Source organism: Caldimonas tepidiphila (genome assembly GCF_003569765.1).
Classification (GTDB): domain Bacteria; phylum Pseudomonadota; class Gammaproteobacteria; order Burkholderiales; family Burkholderiaceae_C; genus Caldimonas; species Caldimonas tepidiphila.
In genome coordinates this window covers 1-24,737 of sequence record NZ_QXMG01000022.1, presented here as the reverse complement: position 1 = coordinate 24,737, position 24,737 = coordinate 1, and the positions used below count along the sequence as shown (strand labels likewise).

The 24,737-nt window shown below is 70.2% G+C and carries 24 protein-coding genes; 10 read left to right on the top strand and 14 right to left on the bottom strand.

What is annotated here, in order from left to right; genetic code table 11:
• Positions 1–15 precede the first annotated feature (15 nt).
• Positions 16–540, top strand: a complete 525-nt coding sequence (locus D3A59_RS14935) for a gamma carbonic anhydrase family protein (protein ID WP_119155741.1) — start codon at positions 16–18, stop codon at positions 538–540.
• 53 nt (positions 541–593) lie between these two features.
• Positions 594–1,577 (top strand): Hsp33 family molecular chaperone HslO, encoded by a 984-nt coding sequence (hslO, locus tag D3A59_RS14930; RefSeq protein ID WP_272868076.1) that lies wholly within the window; start codon positions 594–596, stop codon positions 1,575–1,577.
• Positions 1,578–1,605: 28 nt separating this feature from the next.
• Here hslO and D3A59_RS14925 read toward each other — a convergent pair whose 3' ends face one another.
• The 11 genes from D3A59_RS14925 to D3A59_RS14870 form a co-directional block, all read right to left on the bottom strand.
• On the bottom strand, positions 1,606–2,301 hold the full coding sequence (locus D3A59_RS14925) for an AAA family ATPase (RefSeq protein ID WP_119155740.1): 696 nt from the start codon (positions 2,299–2,301) through the stop codon (positions 1,606–1,608).
• Complete coding sequence (gene pnuC / locus D3A59_RS14920; RefSeq protein ID WP_119155796.1) at positions 2,301–2,933, bottom strand: nicotinamide riboside transporter PnuC; 633 nt, start codon at positions 2,931–2,933, stop codon at positions 2,301–2,303. The genes D3A59_RS14925 and pnuC overlap by 1 nt, the downstream gene beginning before the upstream one ends.
• A gap of 58 nt (positions 2,934–2,991) precedes the next feature.
• The gene (gene ftsB / locus D3A59_RS14915) at positions 2,992–3,282 is read right to left on the bottom strand and encodes a cell division protein FtsB (RefSeq protein WP_119155739.1); all 291 of its coding nucleotides are present in this window, start codon (positions 3,280–3,282) and stop codon (positions 2,992–2,994) included.
• 31 nt (positions 3,283–3,313) lie between these two features.
• A complete protein-coding gene (eno, locus tag D3A59_RS14910; RefSeq protein ID WP_119155738.1) occupies positions 3,314–4,597 on the bottom strand; it encodes a phosphopyruvate hydratase in 1,284 nt (427 codons plus the stop codon).
• 87 nt (positions 4,598–4,684) lie between these two features.
• Entirely contained in the window at positions 4,685–4,972 is a 288-nt protein-coding gene (locus D3A59_RS14905; protein WP_119155737.1) for a DUF1330 domain-containing protein, read from the bottom strand.
• A gap of 16 nt (positions 4,973–4,988) precedes the next feature.
• On the bottom strand, positions 4,989–5,843 hold the full coding sequence (kdsA, locus tag D3A59_RS14900) for a 3-deoxy-8-phosphooctulonate synthase (RefSeq protein WP_119155736.1): 855 nt from the start codon (positions 5,841–5,843) through the stop codon (positions 4,989–4,991).
• Positions 5,844–5,865: 22 nt separating this feature from the next.
• Positions 5,866–7,539, bottom strand: a complete 1,674-nt coding sequence (locus tag D3A59_RS14895) for a CTP synthase (protein WP_119155735.1) — start codon at positions 7,537–7,539, stop codon at positions 5,866–5,868.
• Between the two features lie 100 nt (positions 7,540–7,639).
• A complete protein-coding gene (locus tag D3A59_RS14890; protein ID WP_119155734.1) occupies positions 7,640–8,467 on the bottom strand; it encodes an alpha/beta fold hydrolase in 828 nt (275 codons plus the stop codon).
• 6 nt (positions 8,468–8,473) lie between these two features.
• A complete protein-coding gene (locus D3A59_RS14885) occupies positions 8,474–9,310 on the bottom strand; it encodes a proteasome-type protease (protein WP_240636070.1) in 837 nt (278 codons plus the stop codon).
• The gene (gene mutS / locus D3A59_RS14880) at positions 9,307–11,874 is read right to left on the bottom strand and encodes a DNA mismatch repair protein MutS (protein WP_119155733.1); all 2,568 of its coding nucleotides are present in this window, start codon (positions 11,872–11,874) and stop codon (positions 9,307–9,309) included. Before mutS ends, D3A59_RS14885 begins: the two co-directional genes overlap by 4 nt.
• An 810-nt stretch (positions 11,875–12,684) precedes the next feature.
• Complete coding sequence (locus D3A59_RS14870) at positions 12,685–12,996, bottom strand: hypothetical protein (protein ID WP_119155731.1); 312 nt, start codon at positions 12,994–12,996, stop codon at positions 12,685–12,687.
• A gap of 169 nt (positions 12,997–13,165) precedes the next feature.
• On the opposite strand from D3A59_RS14870, the gene D3A59_RS14865 reads away from it, so the two are divergent.
• Entirely contained in the window at positions 13,166–13,429 is a 264-nt protein-coding gene (locus tag D3A59_RS14865; RefSeq protein ID WP_119155730.1) for a hypothetical protein, read from the top strand.
• A 97-nt stretch (positions 13,430–13,526) separates the two neighbouring features.
• Here the strand turns inward: D3A59_RS14865 and D3A59_RS14860 are convergent, their stop codons facing one another.
• Complete coding sequence (locus D3A59_RS14860; RefSeq protein ID WP_119155729.1) at positions 13,527–14,582, bottom strand: inositol monophosphatase family protein; 1,056 nt, start codon at positions 14,580–14,582, stop codon at positions 13,527–13,529.
• A gap of 128 nt (positions 14,583–14,710) precedes the next feature.
• Between D3A59_RS14860 and D3A59_RS14855 the strand changes: the two genes are divergently transcribed.
• From D3A59_RS14855 to D3A59_RS14845, 3 genes are all read left to right on the top strand, one after another.
• Positions 14,711–15,427, top strand: coding sequence for an RNA methyltransferase (locus tag D3A59_RS14855; protein ID WP_119155728.1), 717 nt, complete (start codon positions 14,711–14,713; stop codon positions 15,425–15,427).
• A gap of 82 nt (positions 15,428–15,509) precedes the next feature.
• Positions 15,510–16,286 carry a serine O-acetyltransferase gene (gene cysE / locus D3A59_RS14850; RefSeq protein ID WP_119155727.1) on the top strand — a complete coding sequence of 259 codons (777 nt, stop codon included), beginning with the start codon at positions 15,510–15,512 and terminating at the stop codon, positions 16,284–16,286.
• Between the two features lie 168 nt (positions 16,287–16,454).
• Complete coding sequence (locus D3A59_RS14845) at positions 16,455–17,843, top strand: DASS family sodium-coupled anion symporter (RefSeq protein ID WP_119155726.1); 1,389 nt, start codon at positions 16,455–16,457, stop codon at positions 17,841–17,843.
• Between the two features lie 84 nt (positions 17,844–17,927).
• Here the strand turns inward: D3A59_RS14845 and mog are convergent, their stop codons facing one another.
• Entirely contained in the window at positions 17,928–18,539 is a 612-nt protein-coding gene (gene mog, locus D3A59_RS14840; protein ID WP_119155725.1) for a molybdopterin adenylyltransferase, read from the bottom strand.
• Positions 18,526–19,077, bottom strand: coding sequence for a ribosome biogenesis factor YjgA (gene yjgA, locus D3A59_RS14835; protein ID WP_119155724.1), 552 nt, complete (start codon positions 19,075–19,077; stop codon positions 18,526–18,528). Before yjgA ends, mog begins: the two co-directional genes overlap by 14 nt.
• Positions 19,078–19,229: 152 nt before the next feature.
• Here yjgA and pmbA point away from each other — a divergent pair, with 152 nt between their 5' ends.
• The 4 genes from pmbA (at position 19,230) to D3A59_RS14815 (ending at position 24,465) form a co-directional block, all read left to right on the top strand.
• The gene (gene pmbA, locus D3A59_RS14830) at positions 19,230–20,612 is read left to right on the top strand and encodes a metalloprotease PmbA (RefSeq protein ID WP_119155723.1); all 1,383 of its coding nucleotides are present in this window, start codon (positions 19,230–19,232) and stop codon (positions 20,610–20,612) included.
• 161 nt (positions 20,613–20,773) lie between these two features.
• Complete coding sequence (locus D3A59_RS14825) at positions 20,774–21,856, top strand: TRAP transporter substrate-binding protein (RefSeq protein ID WP_119155722.1); 1,083 nt, start codon at positions 20,774–20,776, stop codon at positions 21,854–21,856.
• Between the two features lie 230 nt (positions 21,857–22,086).
• Positions 22,087–23,169 carry a TRAP transporter substrate-binding protein gene (locus D3A59_RS14820; RefSeq protein WP_119155721.1) on the top strand — a complete coding sequence of 361 codons (1,083 nt, stop codon included), beginning with the start codon at positions 22,087–22,089 and terminating at the stop codon, positions 23,167–23,169.
• Positions 23,170–23,367: 198 nt separating this feature from the next.
• Positions 23,368–24,465 (top strand): TRAP transporter substrate-binding protein, encoded by a 1,098-nt coding sequence (locus D3A59_RS14815; protein WP_119155720.1) that lies wholly within the window; start codon positions 23,368–23,370, stop codon positions 24,463–24,465.
• Positions 24,466–24,737: the final 272 nt, after the last annotated feature.

The window sequence follows — 24,737 nt, the reverse complement described above, 5'->3', positions numbered from 1 at the left end:
CCCCGGAGACACGCGATGGCCCTCTACCAGCTCGGCGAGCACGCGCCGCAGATCCACGAGACCGCCTGGGTGGCCGAGACCGCCACCGTGATCGGGCGCGTGGAGCTGGCCGAGGACGCGAGCGTGTGGTTCGGCACCGTCGTGCGCGGCGACACCGACCGCATCCGCATCGGCCGCGGCAGCAACATCCAGGACAACTCGGTGCTGCACACCGACGCCGGCATCGAGCTCGTGATCGGCGAGGATGTCACGGTGGGTCACCAGGTGATGCTGCACGGCTGCACGATCGGCGACGGCACGCTCGTCGGCATCGGCGCCGTCGTGCTCAACGGCGCGAGGATCGGGCGCAACTGCATCGTCGGCGCCGGCGCGCTCGTCACCGAGGGCAAGGAATTCCCGGACGGCTCGATGATCCTCGGCTCGCCCGCCAAGGCGGTGAAGCAGCTCACGCCCGAGCAGATCGAGGCCTTCGGGAAGGGCGCGCGCCACTACGTCGAGAACGCGCGCCGCTACCGGTCCGACTTGAAGAAGATCGGCTGAACCCCATTTCATGGCGTTGGCCTCCCGGGCCGGCGTCCCAAGGATCTTTCCCCGTGAACATCACCCCCCCGAGCGAACTCCACAAATTCCTGTTCGAGGGCCTGCCGGTGCGCGGCATGCTCGTGCGCCTGACCGATGCGTGGCAGGACATGCTGCGCCGCCGCGAGCAGGCCGGCAGCTACCCGGCGCCGGTGCGCTCGCTGCTCGGCCAGATGGCCGCGGCGGGCGTGCTGATGCAGTCGAACATCAAGTTCAACGGCGCGCTGGTGCTGCAGGTCTTCGGCGACGGCCCGGTCAAGCTCGCGGTCGCCGAGGTGCAGCCGGACCTGGCCGTGCGCGCCACCGCCAAGGTGGTGGGCGAGGTGGCCGAGGACGCGCAGCTCGAGGCGATGCTGAACGTGCACGGCCAGGGCCGCTGCGCGATCACGCTCGACCCCAAGGACAAGCTGCCGGGCCAGCAGCCCTACCAGGGCGTCGTGCCGCTGCACGGCGACCAGCGCGAGCCGCTGCAGCAGCTGTCGCAGGTGCTCGAGCACTACATGCTGCAGTCCGAGCAGCTCGACACGCGGCTGATCCTCGCCGCCAACGACGAGGTCGCCGCGGGCCTGCTGATCCAGCGCCTGCCGGTCGAGGGCGAGGGCAACATCGGCGGCGCGCGCAACGAGGACGACATCGGCCTGTCCGAGGGCTTCAACCGCGTCGCGATGCTGGCCGCGACGCTGACCCCGGAGGAGCTGCTGACGCTCGACGCCGAGACGGTGCTGCACCGCCTGTTCTGGGAGGAGCAGGTGCTGCGCTTCGAGCCGCTGCGCGGCGAGGACGGCCCGCGCTTCGCCTGCACCTGCTCGCGCGAGCGCGTCGGCCAGATGCTGCGCGGGCTCGGCCGCGAGGAGGTCGACGACATCATCGCCGAGCAGGGCCGCGTCGAGATCTCCTGCGACTTCTGCGGCGCGCACTACCACTTCGACACGGTCGACGTGGGCGAGCTGTTCACGCCCGGCCAGAACCACCCGCCGAGCTCGAGCGCGGTGCAGTGAGGCCTGGCCGCGGCAGCGGCCGGCGCCCTCAGCCCTCCCCGCCGGCCGTGCGGTTCAGCAGCCCGCCGAACAGGCCGTGGGCGCAGTCCTCGGCGGCCGGGTCGGCCTGCTCGCAGTCGCGGCACTTGAGGCGCCAGCGCACCGGGCCCTGCGGCTCGCCGCCGGAGCCTCCATCGCCGCGGTGCAGCCGGCCGAGCAGGCCCTCGAGCGCGCGCATCGCGTGCCGCACGCGCGCCTCGCCACGGCCGTAGACGACGCTGAAGGGCAGCCCGCCCTGCTGCAGCAGCGCGCGGATGCGCGCGTCCACCGGCGCGCGCACCTGCGGGCCGTCGCGCTGCAGGCCGTCGGCCTGCCAGGGCAGGTCCAGGCCGGTCAGCAGCGTCAGCGCGCAGCCGGCATGGGCCTGCAGCGCGCCCGGGATCAGCGAGGCGTCGCCGAACAGGTGGTCGCTGTAGACCGCCGTCATCAGCGCGGTGGTGTCGGCGATCACCAGTTCGTGACGCGAGGCCGCCTCGGCGATGCGCCGCGTCTGCTCGGCGGCGATCGCGGTCTGCTCGTCGGGCCGCGGCGTGCGGCCGGCCGCGTCGCAGAACTCGCGCAGGTACTCCGGCACCACGCCCACGTCGCGGCCCGCGGCGCGCAAGTCGGTGGCGAGCGCGAGCGCGAGCGTGGTCTTGCCGGTGCTCTCGGCGCCGAGCAGCGCGACGACCGGGGCGGCGGCCATCAGGCGGTGCCCCGTGCCAGCCGGGCCCAGGCGCGCCAGCCGGCGAAGGACATCACGACGAAGAGCGCGTAGAGCAGCACCGTCAGCCACAGCCCCTTCCAGGCGAACAGCCCGACGCTGACGAGGTTCACGACGACCCACACCGGCCAGTTCTCGAGGTACTTGCGCGCGAGCAGGAACTGCCCGAGCACGCTCGCCGCGGTCGGGAACGCGTCCCACCAGGGCACGTCGCTGTCGCTCATGCGGTCGAGGAAGAGGCCGAGCAGCGGCCACGCGAGCAGCGCCGCGGCCAGCGCCGCGAGTCGGCCGCGCGCCGGCAGCGCGCGCACGCGCAGCGGCCGGCCGTCGTGCTGCGTGCCGCGCAGCCACTGCCACCAGCCCCACACGGCCACCGCGGCGAAGAAGAGCTGCAGGCCCGCCTCGCCGTAGAGCCGGTAGCGCCAGAACAGCAGGAAGTAGAGCAGCGAGCTGCCGATCGCGAGCGGCCAGGCCAGCGCGTTGACGCGCATGTTGCACACCACCATCGCCACCGCCATCGCGAAGGCGGCGATCTCCAGCCAGGTGACGGGGGCGTCCCAGGCGGTGAAGGCGGGGGCGAACATTGCCTCCAGCAGCGGGTAAAGCTCGTTCATCGGCATCGGAAAACGAAGACGGAGCCCGAAGGCTCCGTCGCGGGGGAGGGCGCGGCCCTCAGGGCGAAGGCGCAGCCGGGGGCGGCATCACGTGCACGTAGATCTCGTTGGGCCGCACCATGCCGAGCTCGTAGCGGGCCCGCTCCTCGACCATCTCCAGGCCGTCCTTCAGGTCGCGCACCTCGGCAGCCAGGCGCGCGTTGCGCTCGCGCGCGCGCGCATTGCGCGCCTCCTGCGTCTCGAGCCGCTCGCGCAGCTCGGTCACGCGATTCACTCCGAAGCGGCCGAACCAGAGCTCGCCGTGCACCCACAGCAGCATCGCAAGCAGCGCGATCGTCAACAGCCGCATGAGGAGCCCGGTTCAGCAGCGCGCCTGCGCTTCAGCGCAGGTTGTAGAAGGCCGCGCGGCCCGGGTAGCTGGCGATGTCGCCCAGGTCTTCCTCGATGCGCAGCAGCTGGTTGTACTTGGCGATGCGGTCGCTGCGGCTCATCGAGCCGGTCTTGATCTGGCCGGCGTTGGTGCCCACGGCGATGTCGGCGATCGTCGAGTCCTCGGTCTCGCCCGAGCGGTGGCTGATGACGGCGGTGTAGCCCGCGCGCTTGGCCATCTCGATCGCGGCGAAGGTCTCGGTGAGCGTGCCGATCTGGTTGATCTTGATGAGGATCGAGTTGGCGATGCCCTTGTCGATGCCCTCGCGCAGGATCTTGGTATTGGTGACGAACAGGTCGTCGCCCACCAGCTGCACCTTCTTGCCCAGGGCTTGCGTCAGGTGGGCCCAGCCGGCCCAGTCGCCCTCGTGCATGCCGTCCTCGATCGAGATGATCGGGTACTTGTCGCACCAGGTGGCGAGCATGTCGGTCCAGGCCTCGGCGCTGAGCTGCAGGCCCTCGCCCTCGAGGTGGTACTTGCCGTCCTTGTAGAACTCGCTGGCGGCGCAGTCCAGGCCCAGCGCGATCTGCTCGCCGGCGGTGTAGCCGGCGCGATCGATCGCTTCCAGGATCAGCTGGATCGCGGCCTCGTGGCTCGCGACGGACGGGGCGAAGCCGCCCTCGTCGCCCACGGCGGTGCTCATGCCCTTGTCGTGGATGATCTTCTTGAGCGCGTGGAAGACCTCGGCACCGTAGCGGATCGCCTCGCGGAAGGAGGGCGCGCCGATCGGCAGGATCATGAACTCCTGCAGGTCGAGGTTGTTGTTGGCGTGCGCGCCGCCGTTGATGACGTTCATCATCGGCACCGGCAGCTGCATGCCGCCCATGCCGCCGAAGTAGCGGTACAGCGGCAGGCCGGATTCCTCGGCGGCGGCGCGGGCCACGGCCATCGAGACCGCCAGCGTGGCGTTCGCGCCCAGGCGCGACTTGTTCTCGGTGCCGTCGAGGTCCAGCAGCGTGCGGTCGAGGAAGGCCTGCTCGGACGCGTCCAGGCCCAGCACGGCCTCGGAGATCTCAGTGTTGATGTGCTCGACCGCCTTCAGGACGCCCTTGCCCAGGTAGCGGCCCTTGTCGCCGTCGCGCAGCTCGATCGCCTCGCGCGAGCCGGTGGACGCGCCCGACGGGACCGCGGCGCGGCCCATCGTGCCGGATTCCAGCAGCACGTCGCACTCGACGGTCGGGTTGCCCCGGCTGTCGATGATCTCGCGGCCGACGATGTCAACGATGGCACTCATGCAGTCTTCCTCTTTTTGCTAGTCAAGGGATTCGGGGAGGGCAGGGCGGCCGCCGCTCGCGGCGCGCGCTGCGCGGCGGCGGGCAGCTTACACGCCTTCGACCAGGATCATGCGCATGATCGCGGCCCCTTCGCGGGCACTGCGCGCGCGGCCGTACTCGGGCGAGTCGTAGAAGGCGCGAGCCCGCTCGACCGAGGGGAACTTCAGCACCACGATGCGGCCGGGCTGCCAGCCGCCCTCGAGCGTCTCGACGCGGCCGCCGCGCACCAGCACCTCGGCGCCGTGCGCCTGCATCGCCTGCGTCGACCACTTGCGGTATTCGGCGTACTGCGTCTCGTCGGTGATCGTGACGTCGGCGATAATCAGGGCGCTCATGCGGGCCTTCCGGGGGTCAGCTGAAGTTGTTCTCGAGCAGCGGCTGGCGCTTGACCAGGCGGTCGAGCTCGACGAGCGTCGACAGCAGCTCCTTCATGCGCGCCAGCGGCACCGCGTTCGGGCCGTCGCTCAGCGCGTTGGCCGGATCGGGATGCGTCTCCATGAAGAGGCCCGCGACGCCGACCGCCACCGCCGCGCGCGACAGCACCGGCACGAACTCGCGCTGCCCGCCCGAGCTCGTGCCCTGGCCGCCGGGCAGCTGCACCGAGTGCGTCGCGTCGAAGACGACCGGCGCGCCGGTGTCGCGCATGATCGCGAGGCTGCGCATGTCGGAGACGAGGTTGTTGTAGCCGAAGCTCGCACCCCGCTCGCAGGCCATGAAGACGTCGTCGGGCAGGCCCTTGTCGCGCGCGGCGGCGCGGGCCTTGTCGATCACGTTCTTCATGTCGGCGGGCGCGAGGAACTGGCCCTTCTTGATGTTGACCGGCTTGCCCGACTGCGCGACGGCGCGGATGAAGTCGGTCTGGCGGCACAGGAAGGCGGGCGTCTGCAGCACGTCCACTACGGCCGCGACCTCGGCCACCTCCTCCTCGGTGTGCACGTCGGTGAGCACCGGCACGCCGATCTCGCGCTTCACCTTGGCCAGGATCTCCAGGCCCTTCTCGCGGCCCGGGCCGCGGAAGGAGGTGCCGGAGGAGCGGTTGGCCTTGTCGTAGCTCGACTTGAAGATGAAGGGGATGCCCAGCGCGGAGGTGATCTCCTTGAGCTGGCCCGCCACGTCCATCTGCAGCTGCTCCGACTCGACCACGCAGGGGCCGGAGATCAGGAAGAAGGGCTGGTCCAGCCCCACGTCGAATCCGCACAGTTTCATCGGTACTCCCGGTCCGCGGGCTTCAGGCCGCGGCCTGTTCGCTGCTGTTGCCGCGCTCGGCCTTGTGGGCGAGGGCGGCCTTGATGTAGGAGGTGAACAGCGGGTGGCCGTCCCAGGGCGTGGACTTGAATTCCGGGTGGAACTGCACGCCCATGAACCACGGGTGCACCTCGCGCGGCAGCTCGACCACCTCGGTGAGGCGCTCGCGCTGCGTGATGGCCGAGATCACGAGGCCGGCGGCCTGCAGCTGGTCGAGGTACTTCTCGTTGGCCTCGTAGCGGTGGCGGTGGCGCTCGGTGACGACCGGGCCGTAGATCTCGTGGGCGAGCGTGCCGGGCTTGACGTCCGAGCTCTGCGCGCCCAGGCGCATCGTGCCGCCGAGGTCGGAGTTCGCGTCGCGGCGCTGGATCGTGCCGTTCGCGTCCTGCCACTCGTCGATCAGCGCGATCACAGGGTAGGGCGTGTCGGGGTCGAACTCGGTGCTGTTGGCGCCGTGCAGGCCGACCTTGTGGCGCGCGTACTCGATCGTCGCGACCTGCATGCCGAGGCAGATGCCGAGGTAGGGCAGCTTGTGCTCGCGGGCGTACTGGGCGGCGAGGATCTTGCCTTCCACCCCGCGCTTGCCGAAGCCGCCGGGCACCAGGATCGCGTCGTACTGGCCGAGCTGCGCGACGTTGTCGGCGTTGAGCGTCTCGGCGTCGACGTAGTCGATCTTCACGCGGGCATGGTTGTGGATGCCGGCGTGGCGCAGCGCCTCGTTGAGCGACTTGTAGGAGTCCGACAGGTCGGTGTACTTGCCGCACATCGCGATCGTGACCTGGTGCTTGGGCTGCTCGACCTCGCGCACGAGGCCGTCCCAGCGCGCCAGGTTGGCCGGCGGCGTGCTCAGGCGCAGCTTGTCGCAGATCAGGCCGTCGAGGCCCTGCTCGTGCAGCATGCGCGGCACCTTGTAGATGCTGTCGACGTCCCACATCGAGATCACGCCCCACTCGGGCACGTTCGTGAACAGCGAGATCTTCTCGCGCTCGTCCTCGGGGATGCGGCGGTCGGCACGGCACAAGAGCGCGTCGGGCTGGATGCCGATCTCGCGCATCTTCTGCACCGTGTGCTGCGTCGGCTTGGTCTTCAGTTCGCCGGCGGCCGCGATCCACGGCACGTAGGTCAGGTGCACGAAGGCGCTGTTGTTGGGGCCGAGCTTGAGGCTCATCTGGCGCACGGCCTCCAGGAAGGGCAGCGACTCGATGTCGCCCACCGTGCCGCCGATCTCGACGATCGCCACGTCCACCGCGTCGGCGCTGCCCATGCCGGCGCCGCGCTTGACGTATTCCTGGATCTCGTTGGTGACGTGCGGGATCACCTGCACCGTCTTGCCGAGATACTCGCCGCGGCGCTCCTTCCTCAGCACCGACTCGTAGATCTGGCCGGTGGTGAAGTTGTTGGAGCGGCGCATGCGCGTCGTGATGAAGCGCTCGTAGTGGCCGAGGTCGAGGTCGGTCTCGGCGCCGTCGTCGGTGACGAAGACCTCGCCGTGCTGGAAGGGCGACATCGTGCCCGGATCGACGTTCAGGTACGGATCGAGCTTGATGAGGGTGACCCGGAGACCGCGCGATTCGAGGATGGCGGCCAGCGAGGCCGATGCAATGCCCTTGCCGAGCGAGGACACCACACCGCCGGTGACAAAGACAAACTTGGTCATTGCATTCAGCCCCCGGGGGGACGGGGGCTGTGGTGGTAAACGGGCATTATACCGGCCCCACCCTGCGCGACCGGCGCCGCAGGGTCGGGCGGCGCGGGGTTCAGGCCGCCGCCGCGGCCGCCCCGCGGGGCGCCTGTTCGAAGGCTTGCAGCCAGCCGAGCACGGCCTGCGCCGTTTCCTGCGGGCGCTCGAAGGGAAAGAGGTGGCCGCCCTCGATCCAGCTGACGCGGCCGCGCGTGATCTCCCCGGTCGCGCGCATGCCGACCTGCCGCACCTCGACCGAGCTCGTGCCGCCGACGAAGGCCACCGGGCAGGCGGGGGGATGGCGGCGCAGCAGCCGCGTCCAGTGGTGCGGCAGCGTGTTGTAGATGTCGGTCTCGACCTCGCGGCGGAAGCTCAGGCACTGACGGCCGCCCGCGGGCTCGAAGCCGCAGGCCACGTAGTCCTCCAGCACGCCCGGCGCCCAGCGCGCGAAGGCGGGCTTGGCGCGGTAGTGCGCGAGCGCCTCCTCGGGCGACGCGAAATGCTCGCGCCGCCGCTGCGACACCCGGCCGGGCGAGACGTGGCGGATCCAGCCGGTGGCCTTGAACAGGCCGACGCTGTGCGCCTTCCAGCCGTAGAGCACCGGCGAGTCCAGCAGCACGACGCCGCGCGCGAGCTCCGGCCGGCGCAGCGCCGCGAGCAGGCTGACGAAGCCGCCGAGCGAGTGGCCGACGAAGTGCACGGGCTCGCCGGCGGTCTCGTGCTCGACGAAGTGCAGCAGCTGCTCGCGCAGGTTCGGCCAGTTGCTCGTGACCGGGTAGCGCGGGTCGTGGCCGAGCTTGTCGAGCGCGAGCACGCGGTGGCCGGCGGCGCGCCAGGCCTCGAAGACCTGCCGGTAGCAGCCGGCCGGGAAGCCGTTGGCGTGCGAGAAGACGATCGTCGCCACGGCGGCTCAGGCCTCGGGCGCATGGATCGCGCGCATCGGGTGCATCGCCTGCGGCTGGCCGCCGCCCGACACGCCCCGCAGCGGGAGCATGCCGCTCGCGCCTTCCTGACCCCAGGACGGGTCGGGGATCGATTCGAACACCTGGCGCAGGCGCTGGCCCCAGCTGCTGCGGATCATCTGGAAGTAGGCGTTGCTCTCGTCGATGTGCACGACGTCCCGCGCGGCGAAGGTGTCGGCCTTGTAGACCAGCAGGTCCAGCGGCAGCCCGACCGAGAGGTTGGACTTCAGTGTCGAGTCCATCGACACCAGCGCGCACTTGGCGGCCTCGGCCAGCGGCGTCTCGGGCGTGACGACGCGGTCGATGATCGGCTTGCCGTACTTCGACTCGCCGATCTGGAAGTAGCACACGCCGTCGACCCCGGCCTCGACGAAGTTGCCGGCGGCATAGATGTTGAAGAGCCGCATCGGCTCGCCGCGGATCTGGCCGCCGAAGATCAGGCTGACGTTGAAGTCGATGCCGAACTGCTTGAGCGCCGCCGCGTCGCGCTCGTGCACCTTGCGCACCGCGGTGCCGACGATGCGCGCGGCGTCGAACATCGACGTCGCGTTCCACAGCGACACCGGGCCGTCGTCGCCGTCGATCGTCTGCGTGCGCAGCAGCTGCTTGACCGACTGCGTGATCGCGAGGTTGCCGGCCGAGAGCAGCACCATCATGCGCTCGCCCGGCTGCTCGAACACCGTCATCTTGCGGAAGGTGCTGATCTGGTCGAGCCCGGCGTTGGTGCGCGAGTCGGACAGGAAGACCAGTCCGTCGTTCAGTCGCATCGCGACGCAGTAGGTCATGAGCTTTTTCCCTGGAGTTCCTTGAGCCGGTAGAGGAAGTCGAGCGCCTCGCGCGGCGAGAGGGTATCGGGCTGGATGCTGGCGAGCAAGGCCTCGGCCGGCGACGGTGCGGCCGGCTCGGCGGTCTCCGTCGCGGCGGCCGGCGCGGGCTCGGCGAACAGGTCGATCTGCGTCTCGGCGGCGCGCGAGCGCGCCTCCAGCGCCTCGAGGCTGGCGCGGGCGTGGCGGATCAGCGCCGGCGGCATGCCGGCCAGGCGCGCGACCTGCACGCCGTAGCTGCGGCTCGCCGGGCCGGGCTGGATCTCGTGCAGGAAGACGATGTCGTCGCCCGACTCGGCCGCCGACACGTGCACGTTGAGCGCCTTGTCGTGCCTGAGCGGGAACTCGGTGAGCTCGAAGTAGTGCGTCGCGAACAGCGTGAAGCTGCGGTTGCGGTCGTGCAGGTGGCTGGCGATCGCACCCGCGAGCGCCAAGCCGTCGAAGGTCGAGGTGCCGCGACCGATCTCGTCCATCAGCACCAGCGACTGCTCGGTGGCGCTGTGGATGATGGCCGCCGCCTCCGTCATCTCGAGCATGAAGGTCGATTGCGCGTTGGCGAGGTCGTCGGCCGCGCCGATGCGGGTGTGGATCGCGTCGACGGGGCCGAGCCGGCAGCGCGCCGCCGGCACGTAGGAGCCCATCGCCGCGAGCAGCACGATCAGCGCCACCTGGCGCATGAAGGTGGACTTGCCGCCCATGTTCGGTCCGGTGATGACGAGCATGCGGCGGTTCGCGTCGAGCCGGCAGTCGTTGGGCATGAAGGGGCCGCTGCCGGTCTCGAGCAGCCGCGCCTCCACCACCGGGTGCCGCCCCTGCTCGATGTCGATGCAGGGCTCCTTGACGAACTGCGGCCGGGTCCAGTTCAGCGTCACCGCGCGCTCGGCCAGCGCCGCGAGCGCGTCTAGCGCGGCCAGCGACCTCGCCAGCCGCCCGAGCGCCGGCAGGTGCACCTGCAGCTCCTCCAGCAGCGCCTCGAAGAGCATCTTCTCGCGCGCGAGCGAGCGCTCCTGGGCGGAGAGCGCCTTGTCCTCGAAGGCCTTGAGCTCCGGCGTGATGTAGCGCTCGGCGTTCTTCAGCGTCTGGCGGCGCTGGTAGTCGAGCGGCACGCGGCTCAGGTAGCTGCCCGTCACCTCGATGTAGAAGCCGTGCACGCGGTTGAACTGCACGCGCAGGTTCGGGATGCCGCTGCGCGCGCGCTCGCGCGTCTCGAGGTCGATCAGGAAGGCGTCGCAGTTCTGGCTGATCGCGCGCAGCTCGTCGAGGTCCGCGTCGAAGCCCGGCGCGATCACGCCGCCGTCGCGCACCATCGCGGCGGGCTCCTCGGCGAGCGTGGCCTGCAGCCGCGCGGCGAGCTCGGGCGGCGGGTTGAAGGCCTCGGCGAGCTCGGCCAGCAGCGGCGCGGGCGTGGCGGGCAGCGCGTCGACGAGCGAGGGCAGCAGCGCCAGCGTCGCGCGCAGCCCGGCCAGCTCGCGCGGGCGCACCTGGCGCAGCGCCAGCCGCGCGGTGATGCGCTCGACGTCGCTGAGGTTCTTGAGCCGCTCGCGCAGCGGCTCGGGGCCGTGCGCGATCAGCGCCTCGATCGCCTCGTGGCGCTGCGTCGCGCTGCGTCGCTCGCGCAGCGGGTGCGTGAGCCAGCGGCGCAGCGCGCGGCTGCCCATGCCGGTGCGGCAGGAATCCAGCACCGACAGCAGCGTCGGGCTGTCCTCGCCGCGCAGCGTCTGCGTCAGCTCCAGGTTGCGGTGCGTCGCCGGCGGCAGCGCGAGCAGCTCGCTCGCGCGTTCCACCGACAGTGTGTTGACGTGCGCGAGCGACTGCCCCTGCGTGTGCTCCGCATAGGACAGCAGCGCCGCGGCCGCGGCGTGGGCGACCGGCAGGTCCTGTGCGTCGTAGCCGGCGAGGCTCGCCACGCGCAGCTGCTCGCAGAGCTTGCGCGCGCCCAAGGAACTGTCGAACTGCCAGGCCGGCCGGCGCGTGAGCGCGGCGCGCGTGAAGCGCAGCGCCTCGGGCAGCGCGGCTTCCGCGGGCATCAGCAGCTCGGCAGCGGTGAGCCGCGCCAGCCACGGCCCGAGCTCGCGCGCCGAGCACTCGGTCAGTCCGAGCGTGCCGCTCGACACGCCGAGCCACGCCAGCCCCCAGGTCGCGCCCTTGCTGCAGACCGCGAGCAGCAGCGTGTCGGCCTTGTCGGCGAGCAGCTCGCTGTCGGTGACGGTGCCGGGCGTGACGACTCGCACCACCTTGCGCTCGACCGGCCCCTTGGCGGTCGCGACGTCGCCGACCTGCTCGGCGATCGCCACCGCCTCGCCGAGCTTGATCAGCTTGGCGAGGTAGGCCTCGACCGAGTGCACCGGCACGCCGGCCATCACCACCGGCTGCCCGGCGCTCTGCCCGCGCGTCGTGATCGTGATGTCGAGCAGCCGGTTGGCCTTGACGGCGTCGTCGTAGAACAGCTCGTAGAAGTCGCCCATCCGGTAGAACACCAGCGTGTCCGGATGCTCGGCCTTGATGCGCAGGTACTGCGCCATCATCGGCGTGTGGGCCGAGAAGTCGGCTTTCGTCGTTTCTTGATTCTTCACCGCGATTGCTTCCGGATCCGCGCCCCTCCTCGGGACGCTTCGGTCTTCTGCGGCCGCGCGGGCGCACCGGGCGGCGCGCGGCCGCCCCGGGGGCCGTGGCCGGCCTCCCGTTCATCGTCGGTTCGGAAAGGCCGCAACCGACCGCCGCGAGCGGTCCGGTGCGGTGACCCGGGAAGTGTGCTGCCCATCGACGCGCGCCGCACTGCGGCCGCAGCCAAACGCGCACCTTACCATCCCGCCGCCTTCCGGGCGGTGGCTTCGCACTCCCCGCGGCAAGACGGCGGCCCCGATCGTGAAGGGTGCCGCCCTGCGCAGGGGCCGGGCGGAAACCGGGGCCGGCTGCGGCGCGGCGCTATCGCGGCGCCGAGTCGTCCTGCGCCACCGTCTGCCTGCCGCGGCGGCGGGCCGCGGCGGGGGGCTCGGAAACGGTGCCGGCCGCGTCCGCGGCAGGCGCCGCCAGGTGCGTCAAGGGCGCACCTGCGGCGCGGGGCCCGCCGGCACAAGCCGCCTGCTGCCGAGAGGTCGCTGCGGTCTCCGGCTTCAGGCAGCTCTGCTGCGCGTCCTTCATGCCGGGGAGAAGGGCTGCCAGCAACACCAAGGCCAACTCGCTCATCACCATGTACTGCTCCCTGCTGTGACGGGCACCGTGCCAGGGGAACGGCGCCGACGGCATCACAGTAGGGGGGCGATGGCAAGCCTCACCTCCGCGCTCGGGGGGGTGGGCGGGAGGATCCCTGCGCCATGGGGGGCGGGGAGCGCCCGCTACAGCCGCTCGCGCAGCCCCATCAGTTCGGCCAGCACCTCGTCGCGCTGCCGGCGCAGCGCGGCGAGCTCGAGTCGCGCCTGCTGCAGCTCGGTCTCCAGCGCCGCGAGGCGGGCGTCGTCGGGCGGCGGCGGCGCAAGGAAGATCGGCCGCTTGACCAGGCGGTCGGTCTGGTAGCCGTCCTGCTCGCAGGCCTGCAGCACTTCGCGCGCCTTGGCATCGGTGGGGAAGGCGACGAGCAGCTCGCCCGCCTCGAACAGGCCGAATCCGCAGGGCTGTGCCGGATCGGCGTCTTGCTTGTGCTCGGTCATGGTCTTTTCCTTGGCTCGGGGGCCGGGACTCGGGTCGCGGAGTGTCCGGGACGGTCGGCTCCCCCCGAACCGGGGGGCGGGCGCCGGCGTCCCGGCCTGGGCGGGCACGCCGATTGCCCCTGGAGAGGCAATTCGCAAACATGCGCCGCGCCGCGGCAGGGATGCCATCTTGACCAACACCGACGAAGCCCTGGACGCTCTCCACGATCTGCGAGGCACCCTGCTCGCGCTGGAGTGTGTCACGCGTGCATTCAAGCACGTCCAAGCCCATGGCCATTCGGAGCCGCTGGCCACCGTGATCCAGCAGCAGGCCGAGGTCGCGCGCGTCGGCCTGCTGTACGAGCCGCTGCCCGAGCGGGTGCTCGCCGCCTTCGAGCGCGAGGTCGGTAAATTCGTCAGCACCCACAGCCGGGGCAAGACGCAGCAGAACTAGGCACGGATTCCCGGGCCTGCGAGCGCGGCGCCCGGCGGCTCGCGGCCCTCGACGACGCCCCGCACCGCGGGGCGTTCGCTTCCCGGCAGGGCGCCGTTCAGAAGGGCGCGTCCTTGCTCTTGCGACGAGCCGGCGGGCGCTGCTTCGCCTCCTCTTGCTCCTGCGCCTGGCGCTCGGCCGCCACCTGTTCCTTGCGGATGCGCACCGGCACCTTCTTGACCGGGGCGGCAGGCGCGGCTGGCGCAGCGCCATCGGTCAGCGCGGCTACCGCCGCGTCGCTGTCGATGCCTGCCGCGGGCGCGCCTGCGGCCGCCGTCGTGGCGGTGGCGGGCTCCTCGTCCTCCTTGATCACGCGGGTGTAGGGCGACAGGATCTGCACCAGCTGGCCGTAGATGCGCGGGTTGCCCGCGACCACCTCGCGCTGGTAGAGGTAGTCGGACTCGCCGGTGAAGTTGCCGATCAGCCCGCCCGCCTCGGTGATGATCAGCGAGCCCGCGGCGATGTCCCAGGGCTGCAGCCCGGTCTCGAAGAAGCCGTCGTACCAGCCGGCGGCGACGTAGCACAGGTCGAGCGCCGCGGCGCCCGGGCGGCGCAGCCCGGCGCAGGCCTGGCTGACCTCCTCGAACATCTTCAGATAGCGCTTGAAGTTGTCGCCCTTGCGGAAGGGAAAGCCGGTGCCGATCAGGCACTCGAGCATGCGGGTGCGCTTGGAGACGCGGATGCGCTTGTCGTTGAGGTAGGCGCCGCGGCCCTTGGTGGCGTAGAAGAGGTCGTTGCGCGCCGGGTCGTAGACCACCGCCTGCTCGATCTTGCCGCGGAAGGCCAGCGCGATCGAGACCGCGTAGACCGGGAAGCCGTGGATGAAGTTGGTGGTGCCGTCCAGCGGATCGATGATCCAGACGTAGTCGCTGTGACGCGCGCCGCGCTCGCGGCCCGACTCCTCGGCGAGGATGCCGTGGCCCGGGTAGGCGGTGAGCAGCGTGTCGATGATCGCCTGTTCGGCAGCCTGGTCCACCTCGGTGACGAAGTCGTTGTGCGACTTGGTCGTCACGGTCAGCACGTCGAGGTCGAGCGATGCCCGGTTGATGATGGCGCCGGCAGCGCGGGCGGCCTTGATGGCCGTGTTGAGCATCGGGTGGAGCGCTTGCGACATGGGCAACGGTTCCTGTTCGGAAATGGGGGGAGGTGGCTGGCGGGAGGAAAGAGCGCGGGCGCGGCACAAACACGTCGCCCAAGGATAATCTGCGATTTTACCCGGCCGCGGGCTGCGGCCGAACCGGCATGACGGATCCGACGCGCTTCATCCTCCTCAACACCAGCCATCCCGGCAATGTCGGTGCCACCGCGCGTGCGATGAAGGTGATGGGCTTCTCGGACCTCGTGCTGGTGCGGCCGCGCTTCGCCGACGTGCTGGTGCACGAGGACACGGTCGCGATGGCCAGCGGCGCGGCCGACATCCTGGTGCGCGCGCGCATCGTCGACACGCTCGACGCGGCGCTCGAAGGCGTCACCTGGGCCTGCGCCACCGCGATGACGCCGCGCGACTTCGGCCCGCCCACCCACGCGCCGCGCGAACTCTTTTCAACGCTCGCGCACGGCCCGCACCGCGTGGGCTTCGTGTTCGGCTCCGAGCGCCACGGCATGAGCAACGAGGATGTCTACCGCTGCCACGCGGTGCTGAGCATCCCGACCGAGCCGTCCTACGGCTCGCTCAACCTCGCGCAGGCGGTGCAGCTCGTCGCCTACGACTGGCGCCAGGCGCTCGGCGGCTTCGGCATCGAGCCGCGCACGCCCGACGCGCGGCTCGCCGACGCGCAGGCGGTGCAGGGCCTGCTCGCGCACTGGGAGCGCTCGCTGGTCGAGATCGGCTTCCTCGACCCCGCCGCGCCGAAGAAGCTGATGCCGCGGCTGAACCAGCTCTTCAACCGCGCCGCGCTGACGCAGGAGGAGGTGCACATCCTGCGCGGCATCGCCAAGGCGATGGCCGAGCGACGCTGAGGCGCGCGCCCCGCGACTTGCGACGACGACGCGGTTTCGGCCGGATTGCTAGACTGACCGATCTGCCAACCGGTTTTTCCCTATGTTCGAGCACCTGCGTGAAGACATCGCCTGCATCCTCGAGCGCGACCCCGCCGCGCGATCGAAGTGGGAGGTGCTCACCTGTTATCCGGGGCTGCATGCGCTGGTGCTGCACCGCCGCGCGCACGGCTGCTGGAAGCGCGGCTGGCGCTGGCTCGGGCGCTTCATCTCGCACCTCAACCGCTTCCTGACCGGCATCGAGATCCATCCCGGCGCGACGATCGGGCGCCGCGTCTTCATCGACCACGGCATGGGCGTCGTGATCGGCGAGACTGCCGAGGTCGGCGACGGCTGCACGATCTACCAGGGCGTGACGCTCGGCGGCACCTCGCTCGCGCGCGGCGCCAAGCGCCACCCGACGCTCGGCCCGGGCGTGATCGTCGGCGCCAACGCGCAGGTGCTCGGCGCCTTCACGGTGGGCGAGGGCGCGCGCATCGGCTCCAACGCGGTGGTGGTCAAGGAGGTGCCGCCCGGGGCCACCGCGGTCGGCAACCCGGCGCGCATCCTGCAGAAGGACACCGACACGCGCCGCGAGGAGGCCGCGCAGCGCATGGGCTTCTCGGCCTACGGCCTGACGCAGGGGGACGATCCGGTCTCCCAGGCGATGAAGGGCCTGATCGACCAGACCGCCGGCCAGGAGCACCAGATCGCGCTGCTGTGGCAGGCGATCGAGAAGCTCTCGGCGCTGCCCTGCGGCGGGCCGCGTGCCGGCCTGCCCAGCGACGCGCACACCACCGAGCAGTTCGACGCGGAGCGGCTGAACCAGCTGGTGAAATGACGGCCGCCCCCCCGGGCCTGTTCCCGGGCTGAGCGCCGCGCCGCTTCCGGCGCGTCGTGTGCCGGCGCTGCATCCCTGCCGGGGGCGGGTGGCTTTCAGGATGCGCCGGCTTTGTCAATACGCTATTGCACCAGCAACTCCGCGGAAGCGGTGGGTAGGATTTGCAAGATGACAATTGCTGCAAACCCTGACAACGTCGCGGCGTCGGAAAACCGCCCGTCGCTCCCGTCCCGCCTGCCCTTGCTGGCCCTGTGCTGCCTGCTCGCCGGGCTGACCTGGGCCTTCGCCCCGGAGGAGCCGAAACTGCGCACGGGCCTGACCCTGTTCGTCCTGATCGCGAGCCTGTGGCTCACCGAGGCGTTGGACCTGACCGTCACCGCGCTGCTGCTCCCGCTGGCCTGCGTGCTCGCCGGCGTGTTCAACACGCGCGAGGCGCTGGCCTCCTTCGCCAATCCGATCATCTTCCTGTTCCTCGGCGGCTTCGCGCTCGCCAGCGCATTGGTCAAGCACGGCCTGGACCGGATGCTGGCCGCCGGCGTGCTGCGCCTGGCAGGCGGGCGGCTCCTGGCCGCCGCGTTGCTGCTGTTCGCGATCACCGCGCTGCTGTCGATGTGGATCAGCAACACCGCCGCCGCGGCGATGATGCTGCCGCTCGCGCTGGGCCTGCTCAACAGCAGCAGCGAGAAGCCCGATGCCCGCACCTATGTCTTCCTGCTGCTGGGCCTGGCCTACGCCTCGAGCATCGGTGGTATCGGCACGCTCGTCGGCAGCCCGCCCAACGCGATCGCCGCGGCCCAGGCCGGCATCAGCTTCGCCGAGTGGCTGAGCTTCGGCCTGCCGATCGTGGCGCTGCTGCTGCCGCTGATGGTCGCGTCCCTGTGGCTGGTGCTGCGCCCGCAGCTGGCCGGGCGCATCAAGACGCAGCCGGTGGCCATCGGGTGGACCGCCGGACGCGTGACGGCGCTCGTGATCTTCGCGCTCACGGTGGCGGGCTGGGTCGGCGGCACGTCGCTGTCGGCCGCGCTCGGCATCAAGGGCGACTTCGATTCGGTGGTGGCGCTCGCGGCGATCCTCGCGCTGTGCGTGACCCGCACGGTGACTTGGCGCGACATCGAGGGAGGCACGCACTGGGGCGTGCTGCTGCTGTTCGGTGGCGGGCTGGCGCTGAGCCAGATGATGGGCTCGACCGGCGCGAGCAAGTTCCTCGCGCAGGAGCTCGTCGGCTGGGTGCAGGGCGCGCCGGTGCTGGTGCTGATGCTGGCGGTCGTCGCCTTCGTCGTGATGCTGACCGAGCTCGTCAGCAACACCGCGAGCGCGGCGCTGCTGGTGCCGATCTTCATGAGCGTGAGCGCCGAGCTGGGCCTGCCGCCGGCGCTGCTCGCCACGGCGATCGCGGTGAGCGCGTCCTGCGCCTTCATGCTGCCGGTGGCAACGCCCCCCAACGCGATCGCCTATGGCACCGGCCATGTGCCGCAGGCGCTGATGATGCGCTGCGGGCTGGTGCTGAACATGGTCTGCCTGGGCGTCGTCACCGCGGTGGTGTACTTCGCGAGGTGAGTCCCCTGCCGCCGCCTCGCCTTGCGCGCAGGCGGCAGGGTGGGGCGGCACCTTGCCGCCCGCCCGGGATCCCCCGGTGCCGGCTCAGGCCGGACGCGCCGGCCGCTGCGCCGACTTCGGGCGGAACGCCGCGCACACGGCCGGGTCGGTCTCGATGTAGGGGCCGCCGATCAGGTCGATGCAGTAGGGCACCGCGGCGAAGATGCCGTGCACCACGGGCTTGCCGTCCGCATCCTTCAGGCCCTCGAGCGTCTCGGCGATCGACTTCGGCTGCCCCGGCAGGTTGATGATCAGCGCCTTGCCGCGGATCACCGCCTCCTGGCGCGACAGGATCGCCGTCGGCACGAAGCGCAGGCTGATCTGGCGCATCTGCTCGCCGAAGCCCGGCATCACCTTGTCGGCGACCGCGAGCGTCGCCTCGGGCGTCACGTCGCGCGGCGCGGGGCCGGTGCCGCCGGTGGTCAGCACGAGGTCGCATTGCGCCTCGTCCACCAGCGCGCGCAGCGCGGCGCTGATCTGCTCCTGCTCGTCCGGGATCAGCCGCGTGACCCACTCCACGGGATTGCGCACCGCGCGCACGAGCCAGTCCTGCAGCGCCGGGATGCCCTTGTCCTCGTAGACGCCGCTCGACGCCCGGTCGCTGACCGAGACCACGCCGATGCGCACGCGGTCGAATTCGCTGTCACTGGGGCTCACGTCCGCCCTCCAGGATGTGTTGCTTGACGAACTGGAACAGTTCGCGGAAGGCGCGGCCGCTGCGCTGCTCGGGGGCGGCCGCGGCGTCCTTGCGCGCGGCGCGGATCAGGCTGCGCAGCTGCTGCACGTCGCTGCCCGGGAACTCGCCCATCCAGCGCGTCAGCGCCTCGTCGTCGTGGATCAGCTCGCTGCGCCAGGCCTCGGCCTTGTGCAGCGACAGCGCGTCCTTCGCCTGGCCGAGCTGGAAGGCGGCCACCGCCTCGCGGATCGGCTCGGGATCGACCTTGCGCATCAGCTTGCCGATGTACTGCATCTGGCGGCGCTTGCCTTCGAAGGAGCGCGTGCGGTGCAGCTCTTTCAGCGCGTCGCGCAGCGACTCGGGCAGCTCGAGCGCCTCGACGCGGTTGGCGGGCAGCGCGACGAGCGCCTCGCCGAGGTCCTGCAACTCGTGCATCGCCTTCTTGCGCTGGGTCTTGCTGGGGCGGCCGGTGCCGTCGTCGTCGGCATCCGGAAGGGGGTCTGGAAGGTGGTCCTGCATGTACAGCAGCCGATGAAGTGGGTCGGTATGATAAGGCGGCGCCCGTTTCCCCTCCCGCCGCGACCCGGGTGTCGCGGGCAGCTGAGGGCGCCTTCGTCGCGAGCGCACGCCCTGCGTGCACCTCGTTTCCGCATTCCCATCCTGCACACCTCATGCCCAAGACCGAGTCGTCCACCCGTCCCGCCGGCTTTGCCTACACCCCGCAGCAATTCCGTGATCTGGTGGAGGATGCGCTGGACCATGCCCGCCAACTCGGCGCCACCGACGCCGGCGTCGAGGTCTCCGAGGGCGCGGGCCTGTCGGTCTCGGTGCGCAAGGGCGAGATCGAGAACGTCGAGCGCAACCGCGACAAGTCGATCGGCGTGACGGTCTACGTCGGCCAGCGCCGCGGCAACGCGAGCAGCTCGGACTTCTCGCGCGAGGCGCTGCGCCAGACGGTGCAGGCCGCCTTCGACATCGCGCGCTTCACCGCCGAGGACCCGGCCGCGGGCCTGCCCGAGGAGGCCGACCTCGCGCTCGGCGAGGCCGCCGAGCGCGACCTGGACCTGTTCCACCCCTGGGACATCGACGCGGCGGGTGCCGCGGAGCTCGCGCGCCGCTGCGAGGCCGCCGCGCTCGAGACCGACCGGCGCATCACCAACTCCGAGGGTGCCGGCGTCTCGGCGCAGCAGTCGCACTTCTTCGCCGCCAACAGCCGGGGCTTCCGCGGCGGCTACGCGAGCTCGCGCCACTCGATCTCGGTCGCGCCGATCGCCGGGCGCGGCGACGGGATGCAGCGCGACGCCTGGTACAGCTCGATGCGCGATGCCGCCGACCTCGCCTCGCCCGAGGCGGTGGGCCGCTACGCCGCCGAGCGCGCGCTGTCGCGGCTGAAGTCGCGCAAGATCCCGACCTGCGAATGCCCGGTGCTGTTCGAGTCGACGCTCGCCTCGGGGCTGCTCGGCGGCTTCGTGCAAGCGGTCAGCGGCGGCTCGCTCTACCGCAAGTCCAGCTTCCTGCTCGACAGCCTCGGCACCCAGGTCTTCCCCGAGCACATCGGGATCGTCGAGGACCCGCATGTCCTCAAGGGCAAGGGCAGCGCGCCCTTCGACGACGAGGGCGTCGTGACGCGGCCGCGCGCCGTCGTGAAGGACGGCGTGGTGCAGGGCTACTTCCTCTCGAGCTACTCGGCGCGCAAGCTCGGCATGCGCACCACCGGCAACGCCGGCGGCTCGCAGAACCTGACGCTGAGCAGCAGTCTCACCGCGCCGGGCGACGACCTCGACGCGATGCTGAGGAAGCTCGACCGCGGCCTGTTCGTGATCGAGCTGATGGGGCAGGGCGTCAACTACGTGACCGGCGACTACTCGCGCGGCGCCGCGGGCTTCTGGGTCGAGAACGGACGCATCGCCTACCCGGTCCACGAGATCACGATCGCCGGCAACCTGCGCGACATGCTGCGCAGCATCGTCGCCGTCGGCGCGGACGCCTACACGATGGGCTCGAAGACGATCGGCTCGGTGCTGATCGAGCGCATGAAGGTCGCCGGCAGCTGAGCCGGACGGTTCCTGCCGGGGCCGGCGGCCTTGCGATCGGCAGGAATGGTCCGCGCTGACTAGAATCGTCAACCTTTGCCCACCCAGGAAGCCGCGAGGGGCCCCATCCCGTCTACCGGAACGGCGCCGGCTTCCAGCACCCACCCTGAGGAAGAGAAAGCATGGAACGTCGTTCCTTCATTCAAGGCGCCGGCATTGCAGGCGTGCTGGCCGCGGGCAGCGCCCCGGCGATCGTTCACGCACAGGCCAACCTGCGCTGGCGCATGGCCTCGAGCTTCCCGAAGTCGCTCGATGCGCTCTTCGGCACCGGCGAGGTGTTCGCGCGCAAGGTCGGCGAGCTGACCGGCGGCAAGTTCCAGATCACGGTGCACCCCGGCGGCGAGCTGATGCCCCCGCTGGGCGTGCTCGACGGCGTGCAGAACGCCACCGTCGAGATGGGCCACACCGTGCCCTACTACTACTTCGGCAAGGACGACACCTTCGCGCTCGGCTCGGGCATCCCCTTCGGGCTGAACTCGCGCCAGCAGACCGCGTGGATGTACGACGGCAACGGCCTGAAGCTGATGCGCGAGTTCTACGCCGACTACAACGTCGTCAACTTCCCCGGCGGCAACACCGGCGCGCAGATGGCCGGCTGGTTCCGCAAGGAGATCAAGACGGTCGCCGACCTCAAGGGCCTGAAGTTCCGCATCGGCGGCTTCGCGGGCAAGGTGGTCGAGCGCCTCGGCGTCGTGCCGCAGAACATCCCCGGCGGCGAGCTCTACCAGGCGCTGGAGAAGGGCACGATCGATGCGGCCGAGTGGACCTCGCCCTACGACGACCTCAAGCTCGGCTTCAACAAGGTCGCGCCCTTCTACTACTACCCCGGCTGGTGGGAGGGCGGCCCGCAGGTCGACTTCTTCATCAACAGCAAGGCCTTCGCCGCGCTGCCGTCCGAGTACAAGGCGGCGGTGGAGATGGCGGCCTCGCACGCGCACGTGCACATGCAGGCGCTCTACGACGCGCGCAACCCCGGCGCGCTCAAGCAGCTCGTCGCGCAGAAGGTGAAGCTCATGCCCTTCCCGAAGCCGGTGATGGACCAGGCCTTCAAGGAGGCGATGGCGCTCTACGCCGAGATCGGGAACAAGAACCCGGCCTGGAAGAAGATCTACGCCGACTACGACAACTTCCGCCGCGACCAGAACCTGTGGTTCCGCTTCACCGAGGCGCAGTTCGACCGCTACATGCAGTCGGCCAAGCTCTGATCGGATCGACCGCTTCCGAGCGCGAGAGGCCCCGCTTTTGCGGGGCCTTTTTCATTGCGGAGCGAGCAGAAATGCTCGAGTCTGTGAGGTGTACCCTCCGGACTTTCCCGGCATGGGAAACCCCTAGGGGCGTCACTCAAGGCCCTTCCTAGAATCGCGAGTCCCAAAAGGGATTTGGGTTGCACACTCCAAAAAGTGTGTCGGGCAAATAAATCTGAGGAATTGGTTTCATGGAGCGTCGTTCCTTCATTCGCTCGGCCGGCCTGACCGGCGTGCTGGCTGCCGGCGTGGCCCCGGCCATCGTGCATGCCCAGGCGAATATCCGCTGGCGCATCGCCTCGAGCTTCCCGAAGTCGCTCGACACCATCTACGGCGGTGCCGAGGTCTTCGCCAGGAAGGTCGGCGACATGACCGGCGGCAAGTTCCAGATCACGGTGCATCCGGGCGGCGAGCTGATGCCCCCGTTCGGTGTGGTCGACGGCGTGCAGAACGGCACCGTGGAGGCCGCGCACACCGTGCCCTTCTACTTCTTCGGCAAGGACCCGACCTTCGCGCTCGGCGCGGCGATCCCCTTCGGCATGAACTCGCGCCAGATGACGGCGTGGATGATGGAGGGCAACGGCCTGAAGCTGATGCGCGAGTTCTACGCGCAGTACAACATCGTCAACTTCCCCTGTGGCAACAGCGGCGCGCAGATGGCGGGCTGGTACCGCAAGGAGATCAAGTCGCTTGCCGACATGAAGGGCCTGAAGTTCCGCGTCGGCGGCTTCGCCGGCAAGGTGATCGAGCGCATCGGCGGCGTGCCGCAGAACCTGCCGGCCGGCGAGATCTACCAGGCGCTGGAGAAGGGCACGATCGACGCGGCCGAGTGGATCGGCCCCTACGACGACCTCAAGCTCGGCTTCAACAAGGTCGCGCCCTTCTACTACTACCCGGCCTGGTGGGAGGGCGGCCCGCAGATCGACCTCTACATCAACAACAAGGCCTACGAGGCGCTGTCGCCCGAGTACAAGGCGATCGTCGAGGCGGCGGCGGCCTACGCGCACGTGGACATGCAGGCCAAGTACGACGGCCGCAACCCGGCGGCGCTCAAGCAACTCGTGGCGCAGAAGGTGCAGCTCAAGCCGCTGCCGAAGGACGTGATGGACGGCGCCTTCAAGGCCGCGATGGAGATCTACAGCGAGCTGTCCGCGTCGAACCCGAACTGGAAGAAGGTCTACACCGACTTCGCCAACTTCCGCCGCGAGCAGAACCTGTGGTTCCGCTTCACCGAGGCGCAGTTCGACCGCTACATGCAGTCGGCCAAGCTCTGAGCCGAATCCCTCGGTTCTTCGCCTCACGGGCCCCGCTTCGGCGGGGCCTTTTCTTTTGAGGCAGGACAAACCCGCGCGAAGGGAAAACCCTTCCGGAATGAGCGGCCGCATTTCCTAGAATCCGCACACCCCCCGAATGGGGGGTGAGTCCCTTCGGGCAGGCAAGACCCTCGTGAACCTGTGAGGAGATCCTTTTTCATGGAACGTCGTTCATTCATTCGCAATGCCGGCCTGACCGGCGTGCTGGCCGCTGGCGTCGCACCGGCCATCGTGCACGCCCAAGCGAATATCCGCTGGCGCATGGCCTCGAGTTTCCCGAAGTCGCTCGACACGATCTTCGGCGCGGCCGACGTGTTCGCGAAGAAGGTCGGCGAGATGACCGGCGGCAAGTTCCAGATCTCGGTGCACCCGGGCGGCGAGCTGATGCCGCCGTTCGGCGTGGTCGACGGCGTGCAGAACGGCACCGTCGAGATGGCGCACACCGCGCCCTACTACTTCTTCGGCAAGGACCCGACCTTCGCGCTCGGCACCGCGATCCCCTTCGGCCTGAACTCGCGCCAGATGACGGCGTGGATGATGGAGGGCAACGGCCTGAAGCTGATGCGCGAGTTCTACGCGCAGTACAGCATCGTCAACTTCCCCGGCGGCAACACCGGCGCGCAGATGGGCGGCTGGTACCGCAAGGAGATCAAGTCGCTCGCCGACGTGAAGGGCCTGAAGTTCCGGGTCGGCGGCTTCGCCGGCGAGGTGATCCGGCGCATGGGCGGCGTGCCGCAGAACATCCCCGGCGGCGAGATCTACCAGGCGCTGGAGAAGGGCACGATCGACGCGGCCGAGTGGATCGGCCCCTACGACGACCTCAAGCTCGGCTTCAACAAGGTCGCGCCGGTCTACCACTACCCCGGCTGGTGGGAGGGCGGCCCGCAGCTCGACTTCTTCATCAACAGCAAGGCCTACGAGGGCCTGTCGGCGGAGTACAAGGCGATCGTCGAGACGGCGGCGGCCTATGCGCACGTGGACATGCAGGCCAAGTACGACGGCCGCAACCCGGCCGCGCTCAAGCAGCTCGTGGCGCAGAAGGTGCAGCTCAAGCCGCTGCCGAAGGACGTGATGGACGCGGCCTTCAAGACCTCGATGGCGCTGTACGACGAGCTGTCCGCGTCGAACCCGAACTGGAAGAAGGTCTACAGCGACTACGCCAACTTCCGCCGCGACCAGAACATGTGGTTCCGCTTCACCGAGGCGCAGTTCGACCGCTACATGCAGTCGGCCAACCTGCAGGGCGCGAAGGTCTGAGCGGCCCGATCGGGCTTCCCGGCGCGCAGGGCCTCGCTTCGGCGAGGCCCTTTTTCTTTGGCGGAGAGAAGGGGGGCGGCATGGCTCCGCTGTGCCGCCCCGTGTTGACCCTGCCCCCGACATCGGGACTGTGGAACCACTTACGGCCGATGCGCGACCCACTTCTAGAATCCGGCGCACCTCGCCTCAGAAGCGATTCGAGCTTTAACTTTCCTCAGGAGACCGATCCATGGAACGTCGTTCCTTCGTCCAGGGCGCCGGCATTGCCGCGG

Coding starts and splice junctions, on each gene's coding strand:
- D3A59_RS14935 (WP_119155741.1), top strand. CDS start 16: ATGGCCCTCTACCAGCTCGGCGAGCACGCGCCGCAGATCCACGAGACC.
- D3A59_RS14925 (WP_119155740.1), bottom strand. CDS start 2,301: ATGGCCGCCGCCCCGGTCGTCGCGCTGCTCGGCGCCGAGAGCACCGGC.
- pnuC (WP_119155796.1), bottom strand. CDS start 2,933: ATGAACGAGCTTTACCCGCTGCTGGAGGCAATGTTCGCCCCCGCCTTC.
- ftsB (WP_119155739.1), bottom strand. CDS start 3,282: ATGCGGCTGTTGACGATCGCGCTGCTTGCGATGCTGCTGTGGGTGCAC.
- eno (WP_119155738.1), bottom strand. CDS start 4,597: ATGAGTGCCATCGTTGACATCGTCGGCCGCGAGATCATCGACAGCCGG.
- D3A59_RS14905 (WP_119155737.1), bottom strand. CDS start 4,972: ATGAGCGCCCTGATTATCGCCGACGTCACGATCACCGACGAGACGCAG.
- kdsA (WP_119155736.1), bottom strand. CDS start 5,843: ATGAAACTGTGCGGATTCGACGTGGGGCTGGACCAGCCCTTCTTCCTG.
- D3A59_RS14895 (WP_119155735.1), bottom strand. CDS start 7,539: ATGACCAAGTTTGTCTTTGTCACCGGCGGTGTGGTGTCCTCGCTCGGC.
- D3A59_RS14885 (WP_240636070.1), bottom strand. CDS start 9,310: ATGACCTACTGCGTCGCGATGCGACTGAACGACGGACTGGTCTTCCTG.
- mutS (WP_119155733.1), bottom strand. CDS start 11,874: ATGATGGCGCAGTACCTGCGCATCAAGGCCGAGCATCCGGACACGCTG.
- D3A59_RS14870 (WP_119155731.1), bottom strand. CDS start 12,996: ATGACCGAGCACAAGCAAGACGCCGATCCGGCACAGCCCTGCGGATTC.
- D3A59_RS14860 (WP_119155729.1), bottom strand. CDS start 14,582: ATGTCGCAAGCGCTCCACCCGATGCTCAACACGGCCATCAAGGCCGCC.
- D3A59_RS14855 (WP_119155728.1), top strand. CDS start 14,711: ATGACGGATCCGACGCGCTTCATCCTCCTCAACACCAGCCATCCCGGC.
- cysE (WP_119155727.1), top strand. CDS start 15,510: ATGTTCGAGCACCTGCGTGAAGACATCGCCTGCATCCTCGAGCGCGAC.
- D3A59_RS14845 (WP_119155726.1), top strand. CDS start 16,455: ATGACAATTGCTGCAAACCCTGACAACGTCGCGGCGTCGGAAAACCGC.
- yjgA (WP_119155724.1), bottom strand. CDS start 19,077: ATGCAGGACCACCTTCCAGACCCCCTTCCGGATGCCGACGACGACGGC.
- pmbA (WP_119155723.1), top strand. CDS start 19,230: ATGCCCAAGACCGAGTCGTCCACCCGTCCCGCCGGCTTTGCCTACACC.
- D3A59_RS14825 (WP_119155722.1), top strand. CDS start 20,774: ATGGAACGTCGTTCCTTCATTCAAGGCGCCGGCATTGCAGGCGTGCTG.
- D3A59_RS14820 (WP_119155721.1), top strand. CDS start 22,087: ATGGAGCGTCGTTCCTTCATTCGCTCGGCCGGCCTGACCGGCGTGCTG.
- D3A59_RS14815 (WP_119155720.1), top strand. CDS start 23,368: ATGGAACGTCGTTCATTCATTCGCAATGCCGGCCTGACCGGCGTGCTG.